20 protein-coding genes are annotated in these 16,314 nt (G+C 63.3%); 10 read left to right on the forward strand and 10 right to left on the reverse strand.

Annotated elements, in window-relative coordinates; genetic code table 11:
• A partial coding sequence (locus EN949_RS20870) for an FAD-dependent oxidoreductase (RefSeq protein WP_127312595.1) occupies positions 1-1,163 on the forward strand: 1,163 nt, incomplete at its 5' end.
• 119 nt (positions 1,164-1,282) lie between these two features.
• Here EN949_RS20870 and EN949_RS20875 read toward each other — a convergent pair.
• The 6 genes from EN949_RS20875 to hslV all read right to left on the reverse strand — a co-directional run bounded on the left by EN949_RS20875 (position 1,283) and on the right by hslV (position 6,663).
• Positions 1,283-2,242, reverse strand: coding sequence for a DUF1402 family protein (locus EN949_RS20875; protein ID WP_063170435.1), 960 nt, complete (start codon positions 2,240-2,242; stop codon positions 1,283-1,285).
• Between the two features lie 231 nt (positions 2,243-2,473).
• Positions 2,474-3,784, reverse strand: coding sequence for an ATP-dependent protease ATPase subunit HslU (gene hslU, locus EN949_RS20880; RefSeq protein WP_013528355.1), 1,311 nt, complete (start codon positions 3,782-3,784; stop codon positions 2,474-2,476).
• Positions 3,785-3,788: 4 nt separating this feature from the next.
• Entirely contained in the window at positions 3,789-4,334 is a 546-nt protein-coding gene (locus EN949_RS20885) for a DUF2585 domain-containing protein (RefSeq protein WP_224618702.1), read from the reverse strand.
• A gap of 106 nt (positions 4,335-4,440) precedes the next feature.
• The gene (locus EN949_RS20890; RefSeq protein ID WP_063169776.1) at positions 4,441-5,610 is read right to left on the reverse strand and encodes a hypothetical protein; all 1,170 of its coding nucleotides are present in this window, start codon (positions 5,608-5,610) and stop codon (positions 4,441-4,443) included.
• On the reverse strand, positions 5,607-6,122 hold the full coding sequence (locus EN949_RS20895) for a GNAT family N-acetyltransferase (protein WP_024502003.1): 516 nt from the start codon (positions 6,120-6,122) through the stop codon (positions 5,607-5,609). Before EN949_RS20895 ends, EN949_RS20890 begins: the two co-directional genes overlap by 4 nt.
• The gene (gene hslV, locus EN949_RS20900) at positions 6,112-6,663 is read right to left on the reverse strand and encodes an ATP-dependent protease subunit HslV (RefSeq protein WP_013528351.1); all 552 of its coding nucleotides are present in this window, start codon (positions 6,661-6,663) and stop codon (positions 6,112-6,114) included. The genes EN949_RS20895 and hslV overlap by 11 nt, the downstream gene beginning before the upstream one ends.
• A gap of 242 nt (positions 6,664-6,905) precedes the next feature.
• Between hslV and hisB the strand changes: the two genes are divergently transcribed.
• The 9 genes from hisB (at position 6,906) to coaA (ending at position 12,787) form a co-directional block, all read left to right on the forward strand.
• Positions 6,906-7,505 (forward strand): imidazoleglycerol-phosphate dehydratase HisB, encoded by a 600-nt coding sequence (hisB, locus tag EN949_RS20905; RefSeq protein ID WP_063169777.1) that lies wholly within the window; start codon positions 6,906-6,908, stop codon positions 7,503-7,505.
• Between the two features lie 4 nt (positions 7,506-7,509).
• Complete coding sequence (locus tag EN949_RS20910) at positions 7,510-7,986, forward strand: DUF2628 domain-containing protein (protein WP_063169778.1); 477 nt, start codon at positions 7,510-7,512, stop codon at positions 7,984-7,986.
• Positions 7,987-8,009: 23 nt separating this feature from the next.
• Positions 8,010-8,660, forward strand: a complete 651-nt coding sequence (hisH, locus tag EN949_RS20915) for an imidazole glycerol phosphate synthase subunit HisH (protein ID WP_063169779.1) — start codon at positions 8,010-8,012, stop codon at positions 8,658-8,660.
• 86 nt (positions 8,661-8,746) lie between these two features.
• Positions 8,747-9,037: a DUF1330 domain-containing protein gene (locus EN949_RS20920; RefSeq protein WP_013528347.1), complete on the forward strand. Its 291-nt coding sequence runs from the start codon at positions 8,747-8,749 to the stop codon at positions 9,035-9,037.
• Positions 9,038-9,041: 4 nt separating this feature from the next.
• Complete coding sequence (hisA, locus tag EN949_RS20925) at positions 9,042-9,785, forward strand: 1-(5-phosphoribosyl)-5-[(5-phosphoribosylamino)methylideneamino]imidazole-4-carboxamide isomerase (RefSeq protein ID WP_013528346.1); 744 nt, start codon at positions 9,042-9,044, stop codon at positions 9,783-9,785.
• The gene (locus EN949_RS20930) at positions 9,782-10,618 is read left to right on the forward strand and encodes an arginase family protein (RefSeq protein ID WP_063169781.1); all 837 of its coding nucleotides are present in this window, start codon (positions 9,782-9,784) and stop codon (positions 10,616-10,618) included. The genes hisA and EN949_RS20930 overlap by 4 nt, the downstream gene beginning before the upstream one ends.
• Positions 10,615-11,409, forward strand: a complete 795-nt coding sequence (gene hisF / locus EN949_RS20935) for an imidazole glycerol phosphate synthase subunit HisF (RefSeq protein ID WP_024501998.1) — start codon at positions 10,615-10,617, stop codon at positions 11,407-11,409. Before EN949_RS20930 ends, hisF begins: the two co-directional genes overlap by 4 nt.
• Before the next feature lie 70 nt (positions 11,410-11,479).
• Positions 11,480-11,803 (forward strand): phosphoribosyl-ATP diphosphatase, encoded by a 324-nt coding sequence (locus EN949_RS20940; RefSeq protein WP_013528343.1) that lies wholly within the window; start codon positions 11,480-11,482, stop codon positions 11,801-11,803.
• A gap of 24 nt (positions 11,804-11,827) precedes the next feature.
• Positions 11,828-12,787, forward strand: a complete 960-nt coding sequence (gene coaA, locus EN949_RS20945) for a type I pantothenate kinase (RefSeq protein ID WP_013528342.1) — start codon at positions 11,828-11,830, stop codon at positions 12,785-12,787.
• Here coaA and EN949_RS20950 read toward each other — a convergent pair.
• From EN949_RS20950 to EN949_RS20965, 4 genes are all read right to left on the reverse strand, one after another.
• Positions 12,774-13,403, reverse strand: coding sequence for an alpha-ketoglutarate-dependent dioxygenase AlkB (locus tag EN949_RS20950; protein WP_013528341.1), 630 nt, complete (start codon positions 13,401-13,403; stop codon positions 12,774-12,776). The two genes, coaA and EN949_RS20950, sit on opposite strands and share 14 nt — an antisense overlap.
• A gap of 102 nt (positions 13,404-13,505) precedes the next feature.
• Positions 13,506-13,979: a peptidoglycan-binding protein LysM gene (gene lysM / locus EN949_RS20955; protein ID WP_013528340.1), complete on the reverse strand. Its 474-nt coding sequence runs from the start codon at positions 13,977-13,979 to the stop codon at positions 13,506-13,508.
• 90 nt (positions 13,980-14,069) lie between these two features.
• Positions 14,070-14,507, reverse strand: a complete 438-nt coding sequence (arfB, locus tag EN949_RS20960) for an alternative ribosome rescue aminoacyl-tRNA hydrolase ArfB (protein ID WP_063170436.1) — start codon at positions 14,505-14,507, stop codon at positions 14,070-14,072.
• 83 nt (positions 14,508-14,590) lie between these two features.
• Positions 14,591-16,201: a phosphoenolpyruvate carboxykinase gene (locus EN949_RS20965; RefSeq protein WP_063169782.1), complete on the reverse strand. Its 1,611-nt coding sequence runs from the start codon at positions 16,199-16,201 to the stop codon at positions 14,591-14,593.
• Positions 16,202-16,314: the final 113 nt, after the last annotated feature.

The following is a 16,314-nucleotide window of genomic DNA, read 5'->3' on the forward strand; positions in this document are numbered from 1 at the left end:
ACCTCGATTATCAGGGGCCGGTGACGCTGGTCGGCGACGAGCCGCATCTGCCCTATGAGCGCCCGCCTCTGTCCAAGGAGGCGATGGCCAGCGATGCGCCCGGGATCAAGGCGATCGCCAGCGACGCAATTCTGGCCGAGAAGTCGATCCGGCATATCCATTCCGTCCAGGCCGTCGCGATCGACCGCGCGGCGCATACTGTGCGCCTGTCGGACGGATCGGTCCTGCCTTACGACAAGCTCCTGCTGGCAACCGGTTCGACGCCGCGCAAGCTGCCGATGCCGGGCCTGGGTCCGCGCTGCGTCTATCTCAGAACCTTCGCTGATGCGCTCGCCATTCGCGCGCATCTCACCCTCGGCAACCGTATCGCCATCATCGGCGGCGGCTTTATCGGCCTCGAACTCGCCGCCGCGGCCCGCAAGCTCGGTGCCGCGGTCACCGTCATCGAGGCGCAGCCTCGCATCCTGATTCGCGGCGTGCCGGCGGAGATCGCGGAAATCATCCATGAGGCGCATGTCGCCGAGGGCGTCGACATCCTGTGCGGCGACGGCATCGCGTCCATCGCCGACGATGGCAACGAGGTGCGCACCACACTTGCCGGCGGCCGGGAAATCGTCGCCGACCTCGCGATCATCGGCATCGGCGCCGTGCCGGTGGCCGGGCTTGCGGCCGAAGCGGGGCTGACGATCGACAATGGAATTGCAGTCGATGCCGAGCTGCGCAGCTGCGATCCCGACATCTTTGCCGCCGGCGATTGCTGCTCGTTTCCGCTCGCCGTCTATGGCGGCCGCCGGGTGCGGCTGGAAGCCTGGCGCAACGCCCAGGAACAGGGCGCGCTGGCGGCCAGGAACATGCTCGGCGCCGGCGAGGCGCATGCGGCGGTGCCGTGGTTCTGGTCGGATCAATATGGTCTGTCGCTGCAGATCGCCGGGCTCTCCGACGAGGGCAAAAACACCGTGCGCCGCGATCTCGGCGACGGCGCCTTCATCCTCTTCCATCTGGCTGAAGACGGCAGGCTGGTCGCGGCCAGCGGCATCGGCCCCGGCAACGCGGTCGCCCGCGACATCAGGCTGGCCGAAATGCTGATCGCCAAGCGGGCCAAGCCGGCGCCGGAAGCGCTGGGATCACCGGATGTGAAGCTGAAGTCGTTGTTGGCCGCCTGAGCCTACGCTCCCCCTTTTTGGGGGCCGCTGCGCAGCTGCGGGATGGGAGTGCGGCACCGCCCCTGACCTTCGGTCCGACCTGCCCTACAAGGGGCAGGTAAAGGCTCTGAACCCCAGCCCTAAAACAGCGCCTTCAGCTCCGGCAGTTTGTCGTTCACCAGCCAACCATAATAATTCTCTTCCGGCAGCTTTTCGGGCTCACCGGCGGCGCGGCGCCTGTCGTTCTCCGCCTTCAACGCATAAGCGCGCTGCTCCGGATTGCCGACATTGTAGAGCGTGGCGGTCAGCCCGGGATTGCCCGAAATGTCGAAGCCGGCAATGCTTTTATAGGCATCGATCGATTTCCTGATCGTCGCGGCGACGTAGGGCAGCGTCAGGTCGGGATCCATGATGGTCTTGTAGACCGAATTGGGATCGCCGACGTCGAGCTTGGGCAGGCCCGAAACCTTGTGCACCAGATCGCTCATCTGCAGGGCGGTCAGCGGATTGAGCTGGCCGAGGCCGAAGGTCTGGCCGGCATAATAAGGCTGGAAGAAGGTGGCGCCGAAGCGGTCGTCGGGAAAGCTGGTCCCGCCGACCGACTTGCCGCGAAACGAACGGTTCCACACCTGTTCGCGGCATTCCCACAGATCGTAGCTGTCGGACATCCCCGCGCATTTCTTGAATTCCGGCCGCTGCACGAAGTCGGTGATGTCCTCGCCGTCATAGGCGAAGGACAGCTTGCTGGAGAGATAGGAGATCGCCTTGACATAGTAGGTCTGCAGCCGGTCATAAGCATCGACATTGTAGGTGTGCTCGCCGACGATGGCGCCGACAATGTGCAGGGGATCGATGCCGTAGGCGGCCGCCGCCTTCCTGATCTTGGCGCGCAGATCGGCGTCGTTCTGCAGCAGGGCATAGACCTTGCGGTACTTCGCCTGGAAGCTGGTGTTGGTCGCCTGCGTGCGCCGGCTGGAGGCGCCGGGAATGTCGGGCTGCACGGCATTGCGATTTCCCGGCGGCACCAATGTCGCTGCCTCGGCGGCGAACAGCGTCGCCGCCAGCGTCAAGCCGAGAATGACCAGGATCAGTTTTTTCATGCACCCGCCGCCCAAGCAATTCCAGGAAAAGTGTGAAACGGTTTTCCGGAATTGCGTCAACCTAGAGATCGAGAATTGCCGCGCAAACTAGGTAAAGCTCTTGGTCGAGTCGAGAGCGCCCCTTCACCCGGCAGGACGAAAGGTGGCCAGATGGTACCATCTGGCCACACATGATTTTGCTTGCCGGAAAATGTTGCCTGGACCGGCGCCGGAACGTTTCGGCGCCGTCGTTTAAAGGATGAACCGCGACAGGTCGGTATTCCTGGACAGATCGCCGACATGCTTTTCGACATAGGCGGCGTCGATAGTGACGCTCGTTCCGTTGCGGTCGGGCGCATCGTAGGAGATTTCGTCCAGCACCCGCTCCATCACCGTCTGCAGGCGCCTGGCGCCTATGTTCTCGACGCTGGCGTTGAGATCGACGGCGATGCCGGCGAGCGAATCGATGGCGTCGTCGGTGAAGGTCAACTCGACGCCCTCGGTCTTCATCAGCGCGATATACTGCTTGATCAGGCTGGCCTCGGTCTCGGTCAGGATGCGCACGAAATCGTCCTTCTCCAGCGCCCGCAGTTCGACGCGGATCGGCAGGCGGCCCTGCAATTCCGGCAACAGGTCGGACGGCTTCGAGACGTGGAAGGCGCCGGAGGCGATGAACAGGATGTGATCCGTCTTCAACGGTCCGTATTTGGTCGCCACCGTGGTGCCTTCGACCAGCGGCAGCAGGTCGCGCTGCACGCCTTCGCGCGAGGGCCCGCCGGAAATGTCCGATCTCGCCGCGATCTTGTCGATCTCGTCGAGGAAGACGATGCCGTCGTTTTCCGCGGCATCGAGCGCCCGGCGCACCACCTCGTCCTGATCGAGCAGCTTGTCGGACTCGTCATTGACCAGCAGGTCGTAGGACTCCTTCACCGTCGTCTTGCGCATCTTGGTTTTCTTGCCGCCCATCGCCTTCGACAGCATGTCGTTGATGTTCAGCACGCCGATATTGGCGCCCGGCATGCCGGGGATTTCAAATCCGGGCATGCCGCCGCTGCCGGTGTCGGCAACCTCGACCTCGATTTCCTTGTCGTCGAGCTCGCCGTCGCGCAGCTTCTTGCGGAAACTGTCGCGGGTGGCCGGGCTCGCCGTCTTGCCGACCAGTGCTTCCAGCACACGTTCCTCGGCGTTGACGTGGGCGCGCGCCTTGACGTCCTCACGCATCTTCTCGCGCACCAGGCCGATGGCGATCTCGACCAGGTCGCGGATGATCTGCTCGACATCGCGGCCGACATAGCCGACTTCGGTGAACTTGGTCGCCTCGACCTTGACGAAGGGCGCACCGGCCAGCCGCGCCAGGCGGCGCGAGATTTCCGTCTTGCCGACGCCGGTCGGCCCGATCATCAGGATGTTCTTGGGCATCACCTCTTCGCGCATCTGGCCTTCCAGCTGCTGGCGGCGCCAGCGGTTGCGCAAGGCAATGGCCACGGCGCGCTTGGCGTCCTTCTGGCCGATGATGAAGCGGTCGAGTTCCGAAACGATTTCGCGGGGAGAAAATGTGCTCATATCACTAAATTCCACTTTGCCACTGCTTGATGGCCTCGAACGGATGCAGCAGCATGATCACGTTGAGTGTCAGATTGTCCCGGATGAGGTAGCCGGTGCCGAGTTCGAAGATGATGGCGAGGCTGACGATCACCCATATAGGTAGCCTTCGCGCCATCACAAATCCCAGCACCATGGCCAGTGTGTCCGACACCGAATTGATGATGCTGTCGCCATAGTAATCGAGCGAAATGGTGCCGGCGCGGTAGCGGTCGATGATGAACGGGCTGTTTTCCAGCAGCTCCCAGCCGCCCTCGATGAAGACGGCGAACGCCAGCCTCAGGCCGATCGGCGAACGCGGGAACAGGAACCGCGCCAGCGCATAGAACAGGAAGCCGTGGATGATGTGCGAGAAGGTGTACCAGTCCGAAATGTGCTGGGAATTCTCCGAACTGTTCACCACGCCATGCCAGAGCTTGACGTAGCCGCAGGTGCAGATCGGCGTCCGCCCCATGCCGTAGAGCGCCCCGGCCTGGAAGATGACCAGGGCAAGCACCAGCAGAAGCCCCATCCGCCAGCTGTCTTCGTAGGCCGAATAGCTGTTTTCCGTGGCCGGTGTCGTCATCGATTCATTCCCCCTCGTTTCGCGTCGCCGTCTCGACCATCACAAAGCCCTGTCACGCCTTCAGCGGCGGCAGCCGGCGGATCACGGCCGCCGGCAAGGTGAGGTTGACCACAATCCGCCGGATACGCTGCCAGCCGGCCCCGAACAGAATAATCAGCGCGCCAACAACGACCAGGATCAAGGCAAAAGGCGGGATGCCCGTCGAATCGGAGGCGGAATTCACCAGATAATAGATGCCCAGCGAGCCGAAGTAAGCCAATGTAGGAACCAGAAGCGAACGGCGGTCTATGGCCAGCGCGACATAGAGGAAGCCAAGGATCAGAATCGTCAGCATGATGGTTGCATTGGCATCCGGCGCGATATGTCCGAATACGACGTTTTGGCCGGTTGCCATGATAAAGAGCGGATGCACCAGCATCGGCGCCGAGACGACATGCAGCCAGAAAGCGCAATCGGACCAGATCTTGCGTCGATCCCTGTCGTAAATGTCAAAAGCGACACCCGTTGCGAACACGATCAGGCCGCAGATCAGCGGCATGTAAAGGGCCGCGCGAAGCAATTCGGGAACGTCCTCGAGGCGCGGCGGCGCAATCGCGCCGGTTGTCACACTGTCATACAGGATTATCGCCGTTTGCAGGAAGGCAAGCAGTGTGAAGGCGATGGCGATAGTCCCGGCAATGATGGGGACGCGAAAGCGCCAGAAATAGATCGCCGCCGCGATTATTCCTCCGCCCAGGAACAGATATCCGGCCCGGGACGCCGTCTGGCGCAACGCCAATAGCTGCCAGATGGTTTCCGGCTTGCGTATGCCGAAGCTGGCCTCCACTTGCAGCGCCAGAGCGGCCAGAATGGCGGCCATGAAAATCAGGGCAAGCACGGACGACGATAGCTTCATCCGGTGCTGACGCGTGACGATTTCGGCGAGCCCCCAGGCGAAAACCGCGAAGATGCCGGCGATCCAGAATGTCTGGCCTGGAAGCAAGGTGGTGAGGACAAAGAAGAAGCCGGCGCTGAGCAGAACGGTTCCCACGGTGACGAACAGATCGTTGCCGCCGCCGACCAGCCGCAGGTTTTCCTCGTCACCCTCGTCACTCTCATCATCGGCGCGCCTGGCCTCGGGGGCGAGAGCGACCGCGCGTTCCATGGCCTCCAACTGATCGCGCAAGGTCTGCGAGATCAAACCTTTCGCGACTGCCTTGTCGAGGGTTTCGGCGCTGATCAATTGGGCTCCTGCGTCGCGTCGCGCGCCATCATCAGGGCTGGCCCGTACTCCGATGTTCTGGTGTCAAAGGCAACAAAGCCGGCCTTTTCGTAGGCGCGGATCGCCCTGACATTGGCGGGATCCGGGTCGATGATGACGCGCGGAACACCTTCCTCGAAAAGCTGTTCGACGAATTGGCGCACGATCGCCGAGCCATGGCCACGCCCGACCAGCTCCGGCACGCCGATCGACACGTCGATGCCGAGCGTGCCGAACGGCTGGTCGGCGTAGGGGTGGTCGTCTTCCAGATGCGGGTCGTAGCTCTGCAGATAGGCGATCGGCTTGCCGTCGAGCTCGACGATCAGCGGCTCGACGGAAATCGAGTCGATATGATCGCTAATCCCGGCGATTTCCGTCTCCGGATCGTCCCACCACTCTGCAACATGCGGCTGGGCAAGCCAGCCGGCGATCATCGGCAGGTCTTTCTCCGTCACCGGCCGAAAATCATAGGTCACCACCTCTTCAGGCGGCATCGAGCGTTTCGACGACGAAATTGTTGTTGGTGTAGACGCAGATGTCGGATGCGATCTGCATCGCCTTGCGGGCGATCTCCTCGGCATCCTTGTCGCTGTCCATCAGCGCGCGGGCCGCGGCCAGCGCGTAATTGCCGCCCGAACCGATGGCCATGACGCCGAATTCGGGTTCGAGCACGTCGCCGGTGCCGGTCAGCGCCAGCGAGACTGACTTGTCTGCCACCAGCATCATCGCTTCCAGCCGGCGCAGATAGCGGTCGGTGCGCCAGTCCTTGGCGAGCTCGACGCAGGCGCGCGTCAGCTGGTCGGGATATTGTTCGAGCTTGGCCTCGAGCCGCTCCAAAAGCGTGAAGGCGTCGGCGGTGGCGCCGGCGAAACCGGCAATCACATTGCCGCCCTTGCCGATGCGGCGCACCTTCTTGGCGTTGCCCTTCATGATGGTCTGGCCAAGGCTGACCTGGCCGTCGCCGGCGATCACCACCTTGTTGCCCTTGCGCACCGTCACGATGGTCGTGGCGTGCATGGTCAGTTCATTGGACATTTCTTGGGCTCCGAGCAGCGCCATCCCGATAAGGCGATTGGCGCGGTACGAGTAACTTTGATCGGCCATATGTATGCATGGGGCCGGTGATTGCAAATCGCTCTCTGGCAAGGCCGATACCGATGCCGGAGGCAACTGGCAATCGCCGGATCATGCTGCTAGAAGGCTTTCGTTTTCAAGCCTGCGAGCGCTTGAAGCCTCTGAGCCGGTCACGATGTGAACCTCTGGACAAGGATAGAGTGATGCCGCCCCGTTCCGCCGAAGCGAGCCGTAAGACCAAGGAAACCGACATCTCCGTGTCGGTCCATGTCGACGGGTCCGGCAAGTCGGATATCGCTACGGGCGTCGGCTTCTTCGATCATATGCTGGACCAGCTGTCGCGCCATTCCCTGATCGACATGACGGTCAGGGCCAAGGGCGACCTGCATATCGACGATCACCACACGGTCGAGGACACCGGCATCGCGCTCGGCCAGGCCTTGACCAAGGCGCTCGGCGAGCGGCGCGGCATCATGCGCTATGCCTCGATCGACCTTGCCATGGACGAGACGCTGACGCGCGCCGCGATCGATGTGTCCGGCCGTCCCTTCCTGGTCTGGAACGTTTCCTTCTCGTCGCCGAAGATCGGCACCTTCGACACCGAACTGGTGCGCGAGTTCTTCCAGGCGCTGGCGCAGAATGCCGGCATTACGCTGCATGTCACCAACCACTATGGCGCCAACAACCATCACATCGCCGAGACCTGCTTCAAGGCGGTGGCGCGCGCGCTGCGCGCTGCTCTCGAACGCGATCCGCGCCAGCCGGATGCGGTTCCCTCCACCAAGGGATCGTTGAAGGGATAAGGCCATGGCCACCTACGTCGTGATGGAACCGCCAGGCCGCAGCGAAAAGGCTGATGCGACGGCCTTTGTCCGCGATGGCTTCACCTGGCTGGGCCTCCTGGTGCCGCCGCTATGGTTCGCCTGGCATCGGCTGTGGATCGAAGCAGCACTTGCCTTCGTCGTCATGGGCCTGCTTTCGATGCTGGGCCAGAAGCTCGGCCTTGGTGTGGCCGGGTCGCTGCTGTCGTTGTTGGTTTCGCTCTATGTCGGCCTGGAAGGGCAAGGCCTGCGCATCGCGGCACTTCGCCGGCGTGGTTGGCACGAGTGGGGCGCGGTCGAAGCCGGTTGGCTCGACGATGCCGACACACGCTATGCACTGGAGGCGGAAGCGCTTGCCGATGAGGTTGTGCCGGCGCCGCGCATGGTCCCCGATGCTGCCCTCGCGCGGCCAGCGCAGCCGGGCATTGCGCTGGGGCTGACCCACATACCGGGAAGAAACTGACATGATTCCGGGAAGAAGCTGAGATGCGGGTTGCGATCATCGACTACGGCTCGGGCAATCTGCGCTCGGCCACCAAGGCTTTCGAGCGCGCCGCGCGCGAAGCCGGCATCGCGGCGCAGATCGACCTGACGGCCGATGCCGAGCGGGTGCGCACGGCCGATCGCATCGTCCTGCCCGGCGTCGGCGCCTATGCCGATTGCGCGGCCGGCCTGCAGGCCGTCGAAGGCATGTGGGAAGCCGTCGAAGATGTCGCGATCGTCAAGGGCCGGCCTTTCCTCGGCATCTGCGTCGGCATGCAACTGATGTCGCAGCGCGGCCTTGAAAAGACAATTACCGAGGGCTTCGGCTGGATATCGGGCGACGTCAAGGAGATCATGCCTTCCGATCCGGCGCTGAAGATCCCGCAGATCGGCTGGAACACCATCGAACTCAAACGCCAGCATCCACTGTTTGCCGGCATTCCCACCGGGACCAACGGGCTGCACGCCTATTTCGTGCACTCCTACCACCTCGATGCGCGCAAGCCGGACGAAGTGCTGGCGGTCGCCGATTATGGCGGCCCGGTGACGGCGGCCGTCGCCCGCGACAATCTCGTCGGCACGCAATTCCACCCGGAAAAGAGCCAGGCGCTGGGCCTCGCCCTGATCACCAATTTCCTGCGCTGGAGGCCCTAGAGCATGATCCCGAAAAGTGGACCCCGGTTTTCTCGGACAAACGGTCCCGTTTGTCCCGAGATCATGCTCAAGCAAAGGGGAAACCGATGAGCAAGAAGGGTTACTGGATGGCGATGGTCGAGGTGACCGATCCGGAAAACTATCCGCTATACATTGCCGCCAACAAAGCGGCTTTCGACAAATATGGCGCAAAATTCCTGACCCGCGGCGGTCAGTCGTCGAGCCCGGAAGGGTCGTCGGGCAATCGCCATGTCATCATCGAGTTCGAGAGCTACGCGGTCGCACTCGCCTGCTTCCATTCGCCCGAATACCAGGCGGCGCTGAAGTTCCGACGTCTCTATTCGACATCGCATTTCGCCATTGTGGAAGGCGCCTGAACGGATGATCCTTTTCCCCGCCATCGATCTCAAGGACGGCCAGTGCGTGCGCCTGAAGCACGGCGACATGGCCACCGCGACCATCTACAACGATGATCCTGCAGCGCAGGCGCGGGCCTTCGAGCAACAGGGCTTCGAATGGCTGCATGTCGTCGACCTCAACGGCGCTTTCCAGGGCCAGAGCGTCAACAGCGCGGCGGTCGGCGCCATCCTCAAGGCGACGAAGAACCCTGTGCAGCTCGGCGGCGGCATCCGCACGCTGGCGCAGATCGAGGACTGGCTCGATCGCGGGCTGGCCCGTGTCATCCTCGGCACGGTGGCGGTGCGTGACCCGGACCTGGTCAGACAGGCCTGCAAGGCGTTTCCGGGCAAGGTCGCCGTCGGCATCGACGCCAAGGGCGGCAAGGTCGCCGTCGAGGGCTGGGCCGAGGCGTCGAGCCTCGGCGTCGTCGAACTGGCGAGGAAATTCGAGGGCGCCGGAGTCGCCGCCATCATCTACACCGATATCGATCGCGACGGCGTTTTGACAGGCATCAACTGGGACGCCACCATCGATCTCGCCGATGCCGTATCGATCCCGGTCATCGCGTCGGGCGGCCTCGCCTCGATCGCCGACATCGTGCGCATGACCATGCCCGATGCGCAAAAGCTCGAAGGGGCGATCTCCGGGCGCGCGCTCTATGACGGCCGCATCGATCCGGCCGAGGCCCTGGCGATCCTGCAGGGCAGGGCGGAGACGCGGACGTGAAAATCTCCATCATCCTGGCCTCCTACGACAGCGGTCATTACCATGGCGGCATGGGCCAGGGCCCGGACGCACTGATATCAGGCGGGCTCGTCGACGCGCTGACCATGGCCGGCCATGACGTTACGGTGGAAGACATCGGCAGGGTCGGAGACATCCAGGAGCGCGAGATCGCCACCGGCTTTGCTGTCTGCAACGCGGTTGCGACCGAGGTTCGCCTTGCCCGTGACGCCGGTCGGTTTCCCATCGTCCTTGCGGGAAATTGCCTGACATCAGCCGGTGCGGTCGCCGGCGAGGACGCCGATGCGATCATCTGGGCCGACCAGCATGGCGACCTCAACACGCCCGAGACATCGGCATACGGCTTTCTCGACGGCATGGCGCTGGCGACGGTGCTTGGCCTGTGCTGGAGGCCGATGGCGTCGGCCATTCCCGGCTTCAAGCCGATCGATCCGTCGCGTTGCGTGCTCGTCAACGCGCGCGATCTCGATCCGGACGAGAAGCGGCTGCTGGAGACGCTGCCGATCGTGCGGACGGAATGCGCCGGGGTGGCCCAGGCGACCGAAAGACTGAAGATCGCCGGCGCCAAACGCGTGCACATGCACCTCGATATGGACGTGCATGATCCCCGCGAGTTGCAGGCCAACCGCTATATCACTTCGGGCGGCCCGAGCCCGGAGCAGTTGCGCGACGCCACTTGCGCCATGGCGCTTGCGGTGCCGGTCGTCGGCATCACCGTCTCCGCCTACGATCCGGCTTTCGACGCGCAGGCCGATGTTCCGCCGCTGGTCGGCCAGTTGCTGAACGATCTCATCGCCACGATAGAGGGCCGCTGATGCTGAAAGCCCGTGTCATCCCCTGTCTCGACGTCAAGAACGGCCGTGTCGTCAAGGGCGTCAACTTCGTCGATCTCGTCGACGCCGGCGATCCGGTCGAGGCGGCCAAGGCCTATGACGCGGCCGGCGCCGACGAGCTTTGCTTCCTCGACATCACTGCTTCGTCGGACAATCGCGAGACCATCTTCGACGTCATCGCACGCACCGCCGAACAATGTTTCATGCCGCTGACCGTCGGCGGCGGCGTGCGCCAGGTCGCCGACATCAGGAAGCTGCTCTTGGCCGGCGCGGACAAGGTGTCGATCAACACGGCGGCGGTGAAGAACCCGGACTTCGTTGCCGAGGCTGCCGACAAGTTCGGCAACCAGTGCATTGTCGTCGCCATCGACGCCAAGAAAGTGTCCGCCACCGGTGAGGCCGACCGCTGGGAGATCTTCACCCATGGTGGGCGCGAAAAGACCGGCATCGACGCGGTCGAGTTCGCGCGGAAAATGGTCGATCGCGGCGCCGGCGAGATCCTGCTGACCTCGATGGATCGCGACGGCACCAAGGCCGGCTACGACATCGCGCTGACCCGCGCGATATCAGACGCCGTGCGCGCGCCGGTCATCGCTTCCGGCGGCGTCGGCACGCTCGACCACATGGTCGAAGGCATTCGCGACGGCCATGCCGGTGCGGTGCTGGCCGCGTCCATCTTCCATTTCGGTACCTACACGATAGCGCAGGCCAAGGCGCATATGGCCGCCGCAGGGCTGCCGATGCGGCTGGACTCTGTGAATAATCGGCCCTAAAGCATGATCCCGAAAAGTGGGAACCGGTTTTCGGAAAAGATCATGCCTAAACAAGCAGATAGATGGCGCCATGGCTGAGTTTTCGCTGTCAGGTCTTGAAGAAACCATCAGGGAACGCGCCCATTCCGGCGACCCGGACTCGTGGACGGCAAAACTGTTCGCGCGCGGCATCGACAAGGCGGCGCAGAAACTCGGCGAGGAAGCAGTCGAGACGGTGATTGCCGCCGTCAAGGGCGACAAACAGGCCCTCGTTTCGGAAAGTGCCGATCTTATATATCATTGGCTCGTCGTTCTCGGCCTCTCGGGGGTTTTGCTGAGCGACGTGCTCAAGGAGCTCGAAGGCCGCACCCGGCGTTCGGGCATCGCCGAGAAGGCGTCACGGCCCAAGGGCTGACCGCGAGGAAGGGCAGGTATCTCGATGGATCAGCTCGCGCCGACCGAGAAGTATTCCCCGTTTCGCTTCTTCTCCGCCGAGCAATGGTCGCAATTCCGCGCCGACACGCCGCTGACGCTGAGTGCGGACGAATTCCGCCGCCTGCGGTCGCTCAACGATCCGGTCGATCTCGAAGAGGTCACGCGCATCTATCTGTCGCTGTCGCGGCTGTTGTCGGCTCATGTCGAAGCGAGCCAGCTGCTGTTTCGGCAACGCCAGGCCTTCTTCAACGCGGTCGACGTGGTCAAGACGCCCTTCATCATCGGCATCGCCGGTTCCGTCGCGGTCGGCAAATCGACCACCGCACGCGTGCTGAAGGAGCTTTTGGCGCGCTGGCCGTCGAGCCCCAAGGTCGATCTCATCACCACCGACGGCTTCCTGCTGCCCAACGAGGTCCTGCGCCGCGAGAACCTGATGGAGCGCAAGGGTTTTCCAGACAGTTACGATGTCGGCGCGCTGCTGCGCTTCCTGTCGGGCATCAAGTCGGCGCTGCCCGATGTCCGCGCGCCGGTCTATTCGCACCTCACCTATGACGTCATTCCCGGCGAGTTCGTCACCATCGACCGGCCCGACATATTGATCTTCGAAGGCATCAATGTCCTGCAGCCCGGCAAGCTGCCGCAGGACGGCAAGATCGTGCCTTTCCTGTCGGACTTCTTCGATTTCGCCATCTACATCGATGCCGACGAGAAGCTGATCCACAACTGGTACATTTCCCGCTTCATGCGGCTGCGTGAGACCGCCTTCCGCAATCCGGACTCCTTCTTTCACCGCTACTCGCAGCTGTCGGAGGGTTCGGCGCGCGCCATCGCCGAAGGCCTGTGGACCAACATCAATTTGAAGAATCTGCGCGAGAACATCCTGCCGACGCGGGCCCGCGCCGACTTGATCCTGCGCAAGGGCGCCGACCACCTGATCGAGGAAGTGGCGCTCAGGAAGCTGTGACGGCCGGCTTCGTCACCCGTCGCAATGTCAGATTGATCCGCCCACCGTTTTTCAGCAGCGCCGAGGTCGAGGGATAGATCCGATCGACGCCGTGAAAGCACAGCCGCCCCTCGCCGCCGAGCACCACGACATCACCGCTTTGCAGCCTGAACGACTTGGTGGCGCCATCACGCGTGGTCTGGCCAACCCGGAACAGGCAGTCGTCGCCGAGCGAGACGGAGACGACCGGCGCCGAAAAGTCGGCCTCGTCGCGGTCCTGATGCAGGCCCATCTTCGCATCCGCCGTGTAGAAATTGATCAGGCACGCTTCCGGCGGATGCGGATAGCCCGAGACCTCGCGCCACAGGTCGAGCAGCGCATCCGGAATTGGCGGCCAAGGCGCCCCGGTTAGCGGATGCGCCGGCTGGTAACGATAGCCGTGCTCCTTGTCGGTGACCCAGCCCAGCGGCCCGCAATTGGTCATGCGCACGCTCATCTCCTTGCCGGTGCGCGGCATGGCCGGCACGAACAGCGGCGCCTGCTGCACGATCCGTCTCACCTCGTCGACCAGTTCTTCCTGCACGGTGCGTGACAGGTAGGCCGGCATGTGGCGGACGCCTTTGGGCAGAACGAGCACGGATTCGATCGCCTCTTGGATGGTTCGGAACCGTAAAATGTCACGATCAAATGAAAACGGCGACCCGAAAGCCGCCGCTCTTGTCGAATTGGCAGTCGCCGATCAGGCGAGGTCGGGGATGCGCAGCACCTGGCCCGGATAGATCTTGTCGGGATGGGTCAGCATCGGCTTGTTGGCCTCGAATATGACCGTGTTCTTGACGCCTTGGCCCTTGCCGTAGCTTTTCTCGGCGATCTTCCAGAGATTGTCGCCCTTCTTCACGGTGTAAAAGGTGGGCTCCTTGGCCGGGGCGGCGGCCGTGCCAGGTGCTGGCGCGACCTGTAATTCGTCCGCCTGCACCTTGGAGACGCCGAGCGTGTTGCCGACGGCGATGACCGCCTTCTCGAAGATCGACTGGTCCTTGACCACACCCTTCAGCACCGCCGTATCGCCGTTGACGACGACCTCGACGCCATCGGTGCCGAGCTTGTGCGAATCGAGCTCCTTCTTGAGTGTGTCGGCCGTGGGTGCGGCTTCGTCGTCACCGCCGATGCCCAGTTTCTTGCCGACACTCTTGACGAAATCGAACATGCCCATCGTTGGTCTCCATTGCTGTGGTGGGTGATCGCAGCTTGCCATCTGCAACCCAGAATTGGAAGCCACCCGCGCGTTGCAGCTTCGCGGTGCTTAATCGTTCTCCACCCGGCCGCGCAGCTTCTTGATCGTGCCTCGCCCGGCCTTGCTCTTCAGCCGCCGTTCCACGGCACCCTTTGACGGCCGCGTCTTCTTGCGCGGTGGCGGCGGCGGTTCGGCGGCCTTGGCGACCAGTGCCGTCAGCCGTGCCCGCGCATCCGCCCGGTTCTGTTCCTGGGTGCGGAAGCGGCCCGCTTCGATGACAACGACGCCGTCCTTGGTGGCACGCTGGCCGGCAAGCTTGATCGTCCGCTCGCGCACGCGCTCCGACAGACCCGCTGCGTTGGCGGCGTCGAAGCGCAGTTGCACCGCCGTCGCCACCTTGTTGACGTTCTGGCCGCCGGGACCGGACGAGCGGATGAAATCCTCGTGCAGGTCGCCCGGATGGATCACCGCATCGCCTGATATGATGATGTTGTCGTCGCTCGCCATGCCGCAGTCATGGCGCGGCGGATCGAAAAAGAAAAGGCCCGATCGAACCGGGCCTTTCAACGAAGCTGAACCCCGTAGCGCGATTACTCCGCCGCTTCCTGCATGCGCGGCGCCGCACCCAGCACCACGGCATCGACATGGCTTTCGAATTTCTCGAAATTGACGGCGAACATGCCGACCAGCCTTGCCGCCTGCCGGTCATAGCCGGCCTTGTCGGCCCAGGTGGAGCGCGGGTCGAGAATGGCGCTGTCGACGCCTCGAACCGCCACCGGCACCTCGAAACCGAAATGAGGGTCGGTGCGGAACTCGGCCGTCTTGAGCGAGCCGTCGAGTGCGGCGGCAAGCAAGGCCCGCGTCGCCTTGATCGGCATGCGCTTGCCGGTGCCGTAGGCGCCGCCGGTCCAGCCGGTGTTGACCAGCCAGCAATCGGCGCCGTGGCGGGCAATCAGCTCGCGCAGCAGATTGCCGTATTCCGATGGATGGCGCGGCATGAACGGGGCGCCGAAACAGGTCGAAAACGTCGCTTCGGGCTCGGTCACGCCCTTTTCGGTTCCGGCCACCTTGGCGGTGTAGCCGGAGAGGAAATGATACATCGCCTGCGCCGGGGTCAGCCGCGCGATCGGCGGCATCACGCCGAACGCATCGGCGGTCAGCATGATGATGTTCTTCGGATGGTTGGCGCGGCCGGTCTTGCTGGCGTTGGGGATGAAATCCAGCGGGTAGGCGCAGCGTGTGTTTTCGGTCAGCCTTCCGTCGTTGAAATCCGGCACGCCATCAGCGTCGAGCACGACATTTTCCAGCACCGTGCCGAAGCGCTGCGTGGTGGCGAAGATTTCCGGCTCGGCTTCCGCCGACAGCTTGATCGTCTTGGCGTAGCAGCCGCCTTCGAAATTGAAGATGCCGTGGGGTCCCCAGCCATGCTCGTCGTCGCCGATCAGCGTGCGCGAGGGATCGGCCGAGAGTGTCGTCTTGCCGGTGCCCGACAGGCCGAAGAAGATGGCGGCGTCGCCGGCCATACCCTCGTTGGCCGAGCAATGCATCGGCATCACGCCTTTCGCCGGCAGCAGATAGTTGAGCATGGTGAACACCGACTTCTTCATCTCGCCGGCATAGGAGGTGCCGCCGATCAGCACGACCTTGCGCGTGAGATCCACGGCGATCACCGTTTCGGTGCGGCTGCCGTGGCGGGCGGGATCGGCGCGGAAGGACGGCAGGTCGATGATCGTCATGGCAGGCACGAAATGCTCGAGCTCGGCGGCATCGGGACGAATGAGCAGATTGCGGATGAACAGCGAGTGCCAGGCAAATTCGGTGATCACCCTGGTCGGCAGCTTCAGCTCCGCATCGGCGCCGCCGATCAGGTCCTGGACGTATAGATCCTTGTCCCAGGCATGCGTCTGGAAATCGGCGAGCAGCGTGTCGAACTGGGCTTGTGAAATTGCCTTGTTGTTGTCCCACCAGACATGCGGTTCGGTGTCACTGTTGCGGACGACAAACTTGTCCTTGGGCGAGCGGCCGGTATGCTGGCCTGTCTCGGCGACCAACGCGCCATGTGCGGTCAAGCGGGCCTCGCCGCGCCGGATCGAGTCCTCATAAAGAGCAGCCGCACCGAAATTATAGCGCACCACGCCGGTGGTTTTCAGGCCGATATGATCGATCGCGCAGGCGGAATTGCGTTTGCCGACTTCCGACATCGAGTGTCCCTCTTGGATTTGCCGCATCTTTGCCGGCACCTTCCCGGCACGCCCACTACGCGGGCTGAGATGGTCAGAACCAGAAAAGTCAAATGATATCAAATCATTAATCT

It is taken from the genome of Mesorhizobium sp. M7A.F.Ca.US.007.01.2.1, from assembly GCF_003998165.1.
GTDB lineage: Bacteria > Pseudomonadota > Alphaproteobacteria > Rhizobiales > Rhizobiaceae > Mesorhizobium > Mesorhizobium ciceri.

What these genes read in the sequence shown, in the direction of transcription:
- EN949_RS20875 (WP_063170435.1), bottom strand. Translation starts at nt 2,242, where the DNA reads ATGAAAAAACTGATCCTGGTCATTCTCGGCTTGACGCTGGCGGCGACG.
- hslU (WP_013528355.1), bottom strand. Translation starts at nt 3,784, where the DNA reads ATGAGCACATTTTCTCCCCGCGAAATCGTTTCGGAACTCGACCGCTTC.
- EN949_RS20885 (WP_224618702.1), bottom strand. Translation starts at nt 4,334, where the DNA reads ATGGGGCTTCTGCTGGTGCTTGCCCTGGTCATCTTCCAGGCCGGGGCG.
- EN949_RS20895 (WP_024502003.1), bottom strand. Translation starts at nt 6,122, where the DNA reads ATGCCGCCTGAAGAGGTGGTGACCTATGATTTTCGGCCGGTGACGGAG.
- hslV (WP_013528351.1), bottom strand. Translation starts at nt 6,663, where the DNA reads ATGTCCAATGAACTGACCATGCACGCCACGACCATCGTGACGGTGCGC.
- hisB (WP_063169777.1), top strand. Translation starts at nt 6,906, where the DNA reads ATGCCGCCCCGTTCCGCCGAAGCGAGCCGTAAGACCAAGGAAACCGAC.
- EN949_RS20910 (WP_063169778.1), top strand. Translation starts at nt 7,510, where the DNA reads ATGGCCACCTACGTCGTGATGGAACCGCCAGGCCGCAGCGAAAAGGCT.
- hisH (WP_063169779.1), top strand. Translation starts at nt 8,010, where the DNA reads ATGCGGGTTGCGATCATCGACTACGGCTCGGGCAATCTGCGCTCGGCC.
- EN949_RS20920 (WP_013528347.1), top strand. Translation starts at nt 8,747, where the DNA reads ATGAGCAAGAAGGGTTACTGGATGGCGATGGTCGAGGTGACCGATCCG.
- hisA (WP_013528346.1), top strand. Translation starts at nt 9,042, where the DNA reads ATGATCCTTTTCCCCGCCATCGATCTCAAGGACGGCCAGTGCGTGCGC.
- EN949_RS20940 (WP_013528343.1), top strand. Translation starts at nt 11,480, where the DNA reads ATGGCTGAGTTTTCGCTGTCAGGTCTTGAAGAAACCATCAGGGAACGC.
- coaA (WP_013528342.1), top strand. Translation starts at nt 11,828, where the DNA reads ATGGATCAGCTCGCGCCGACCGAGAAGTATTCCCCGTTTCGCTTCTTC.
- lysM (WP_013528340.1), bottom strand. Translation starts at nt 13,979, where the DNA reads ATGGGCATGTTCGATTTCGTCAAGAGTGTCGGCAAGAAACTGGGCATC.
- arfB (WP_063170436.1), bottom strand. Translation starts at nt 14,507, where the DNA reads ATGGCGAGCGACGACAACATCATCATATCAGGCGATGCGGTGATCCAT.
- EN949_RS20965 (WP_063169782.1), bottom strand. Translation starts at nt 16,201, where the DNA reads ATGTCGGAAGTCGGCAAACGCAATTCCGCCTGCGCGATCGATCATATC.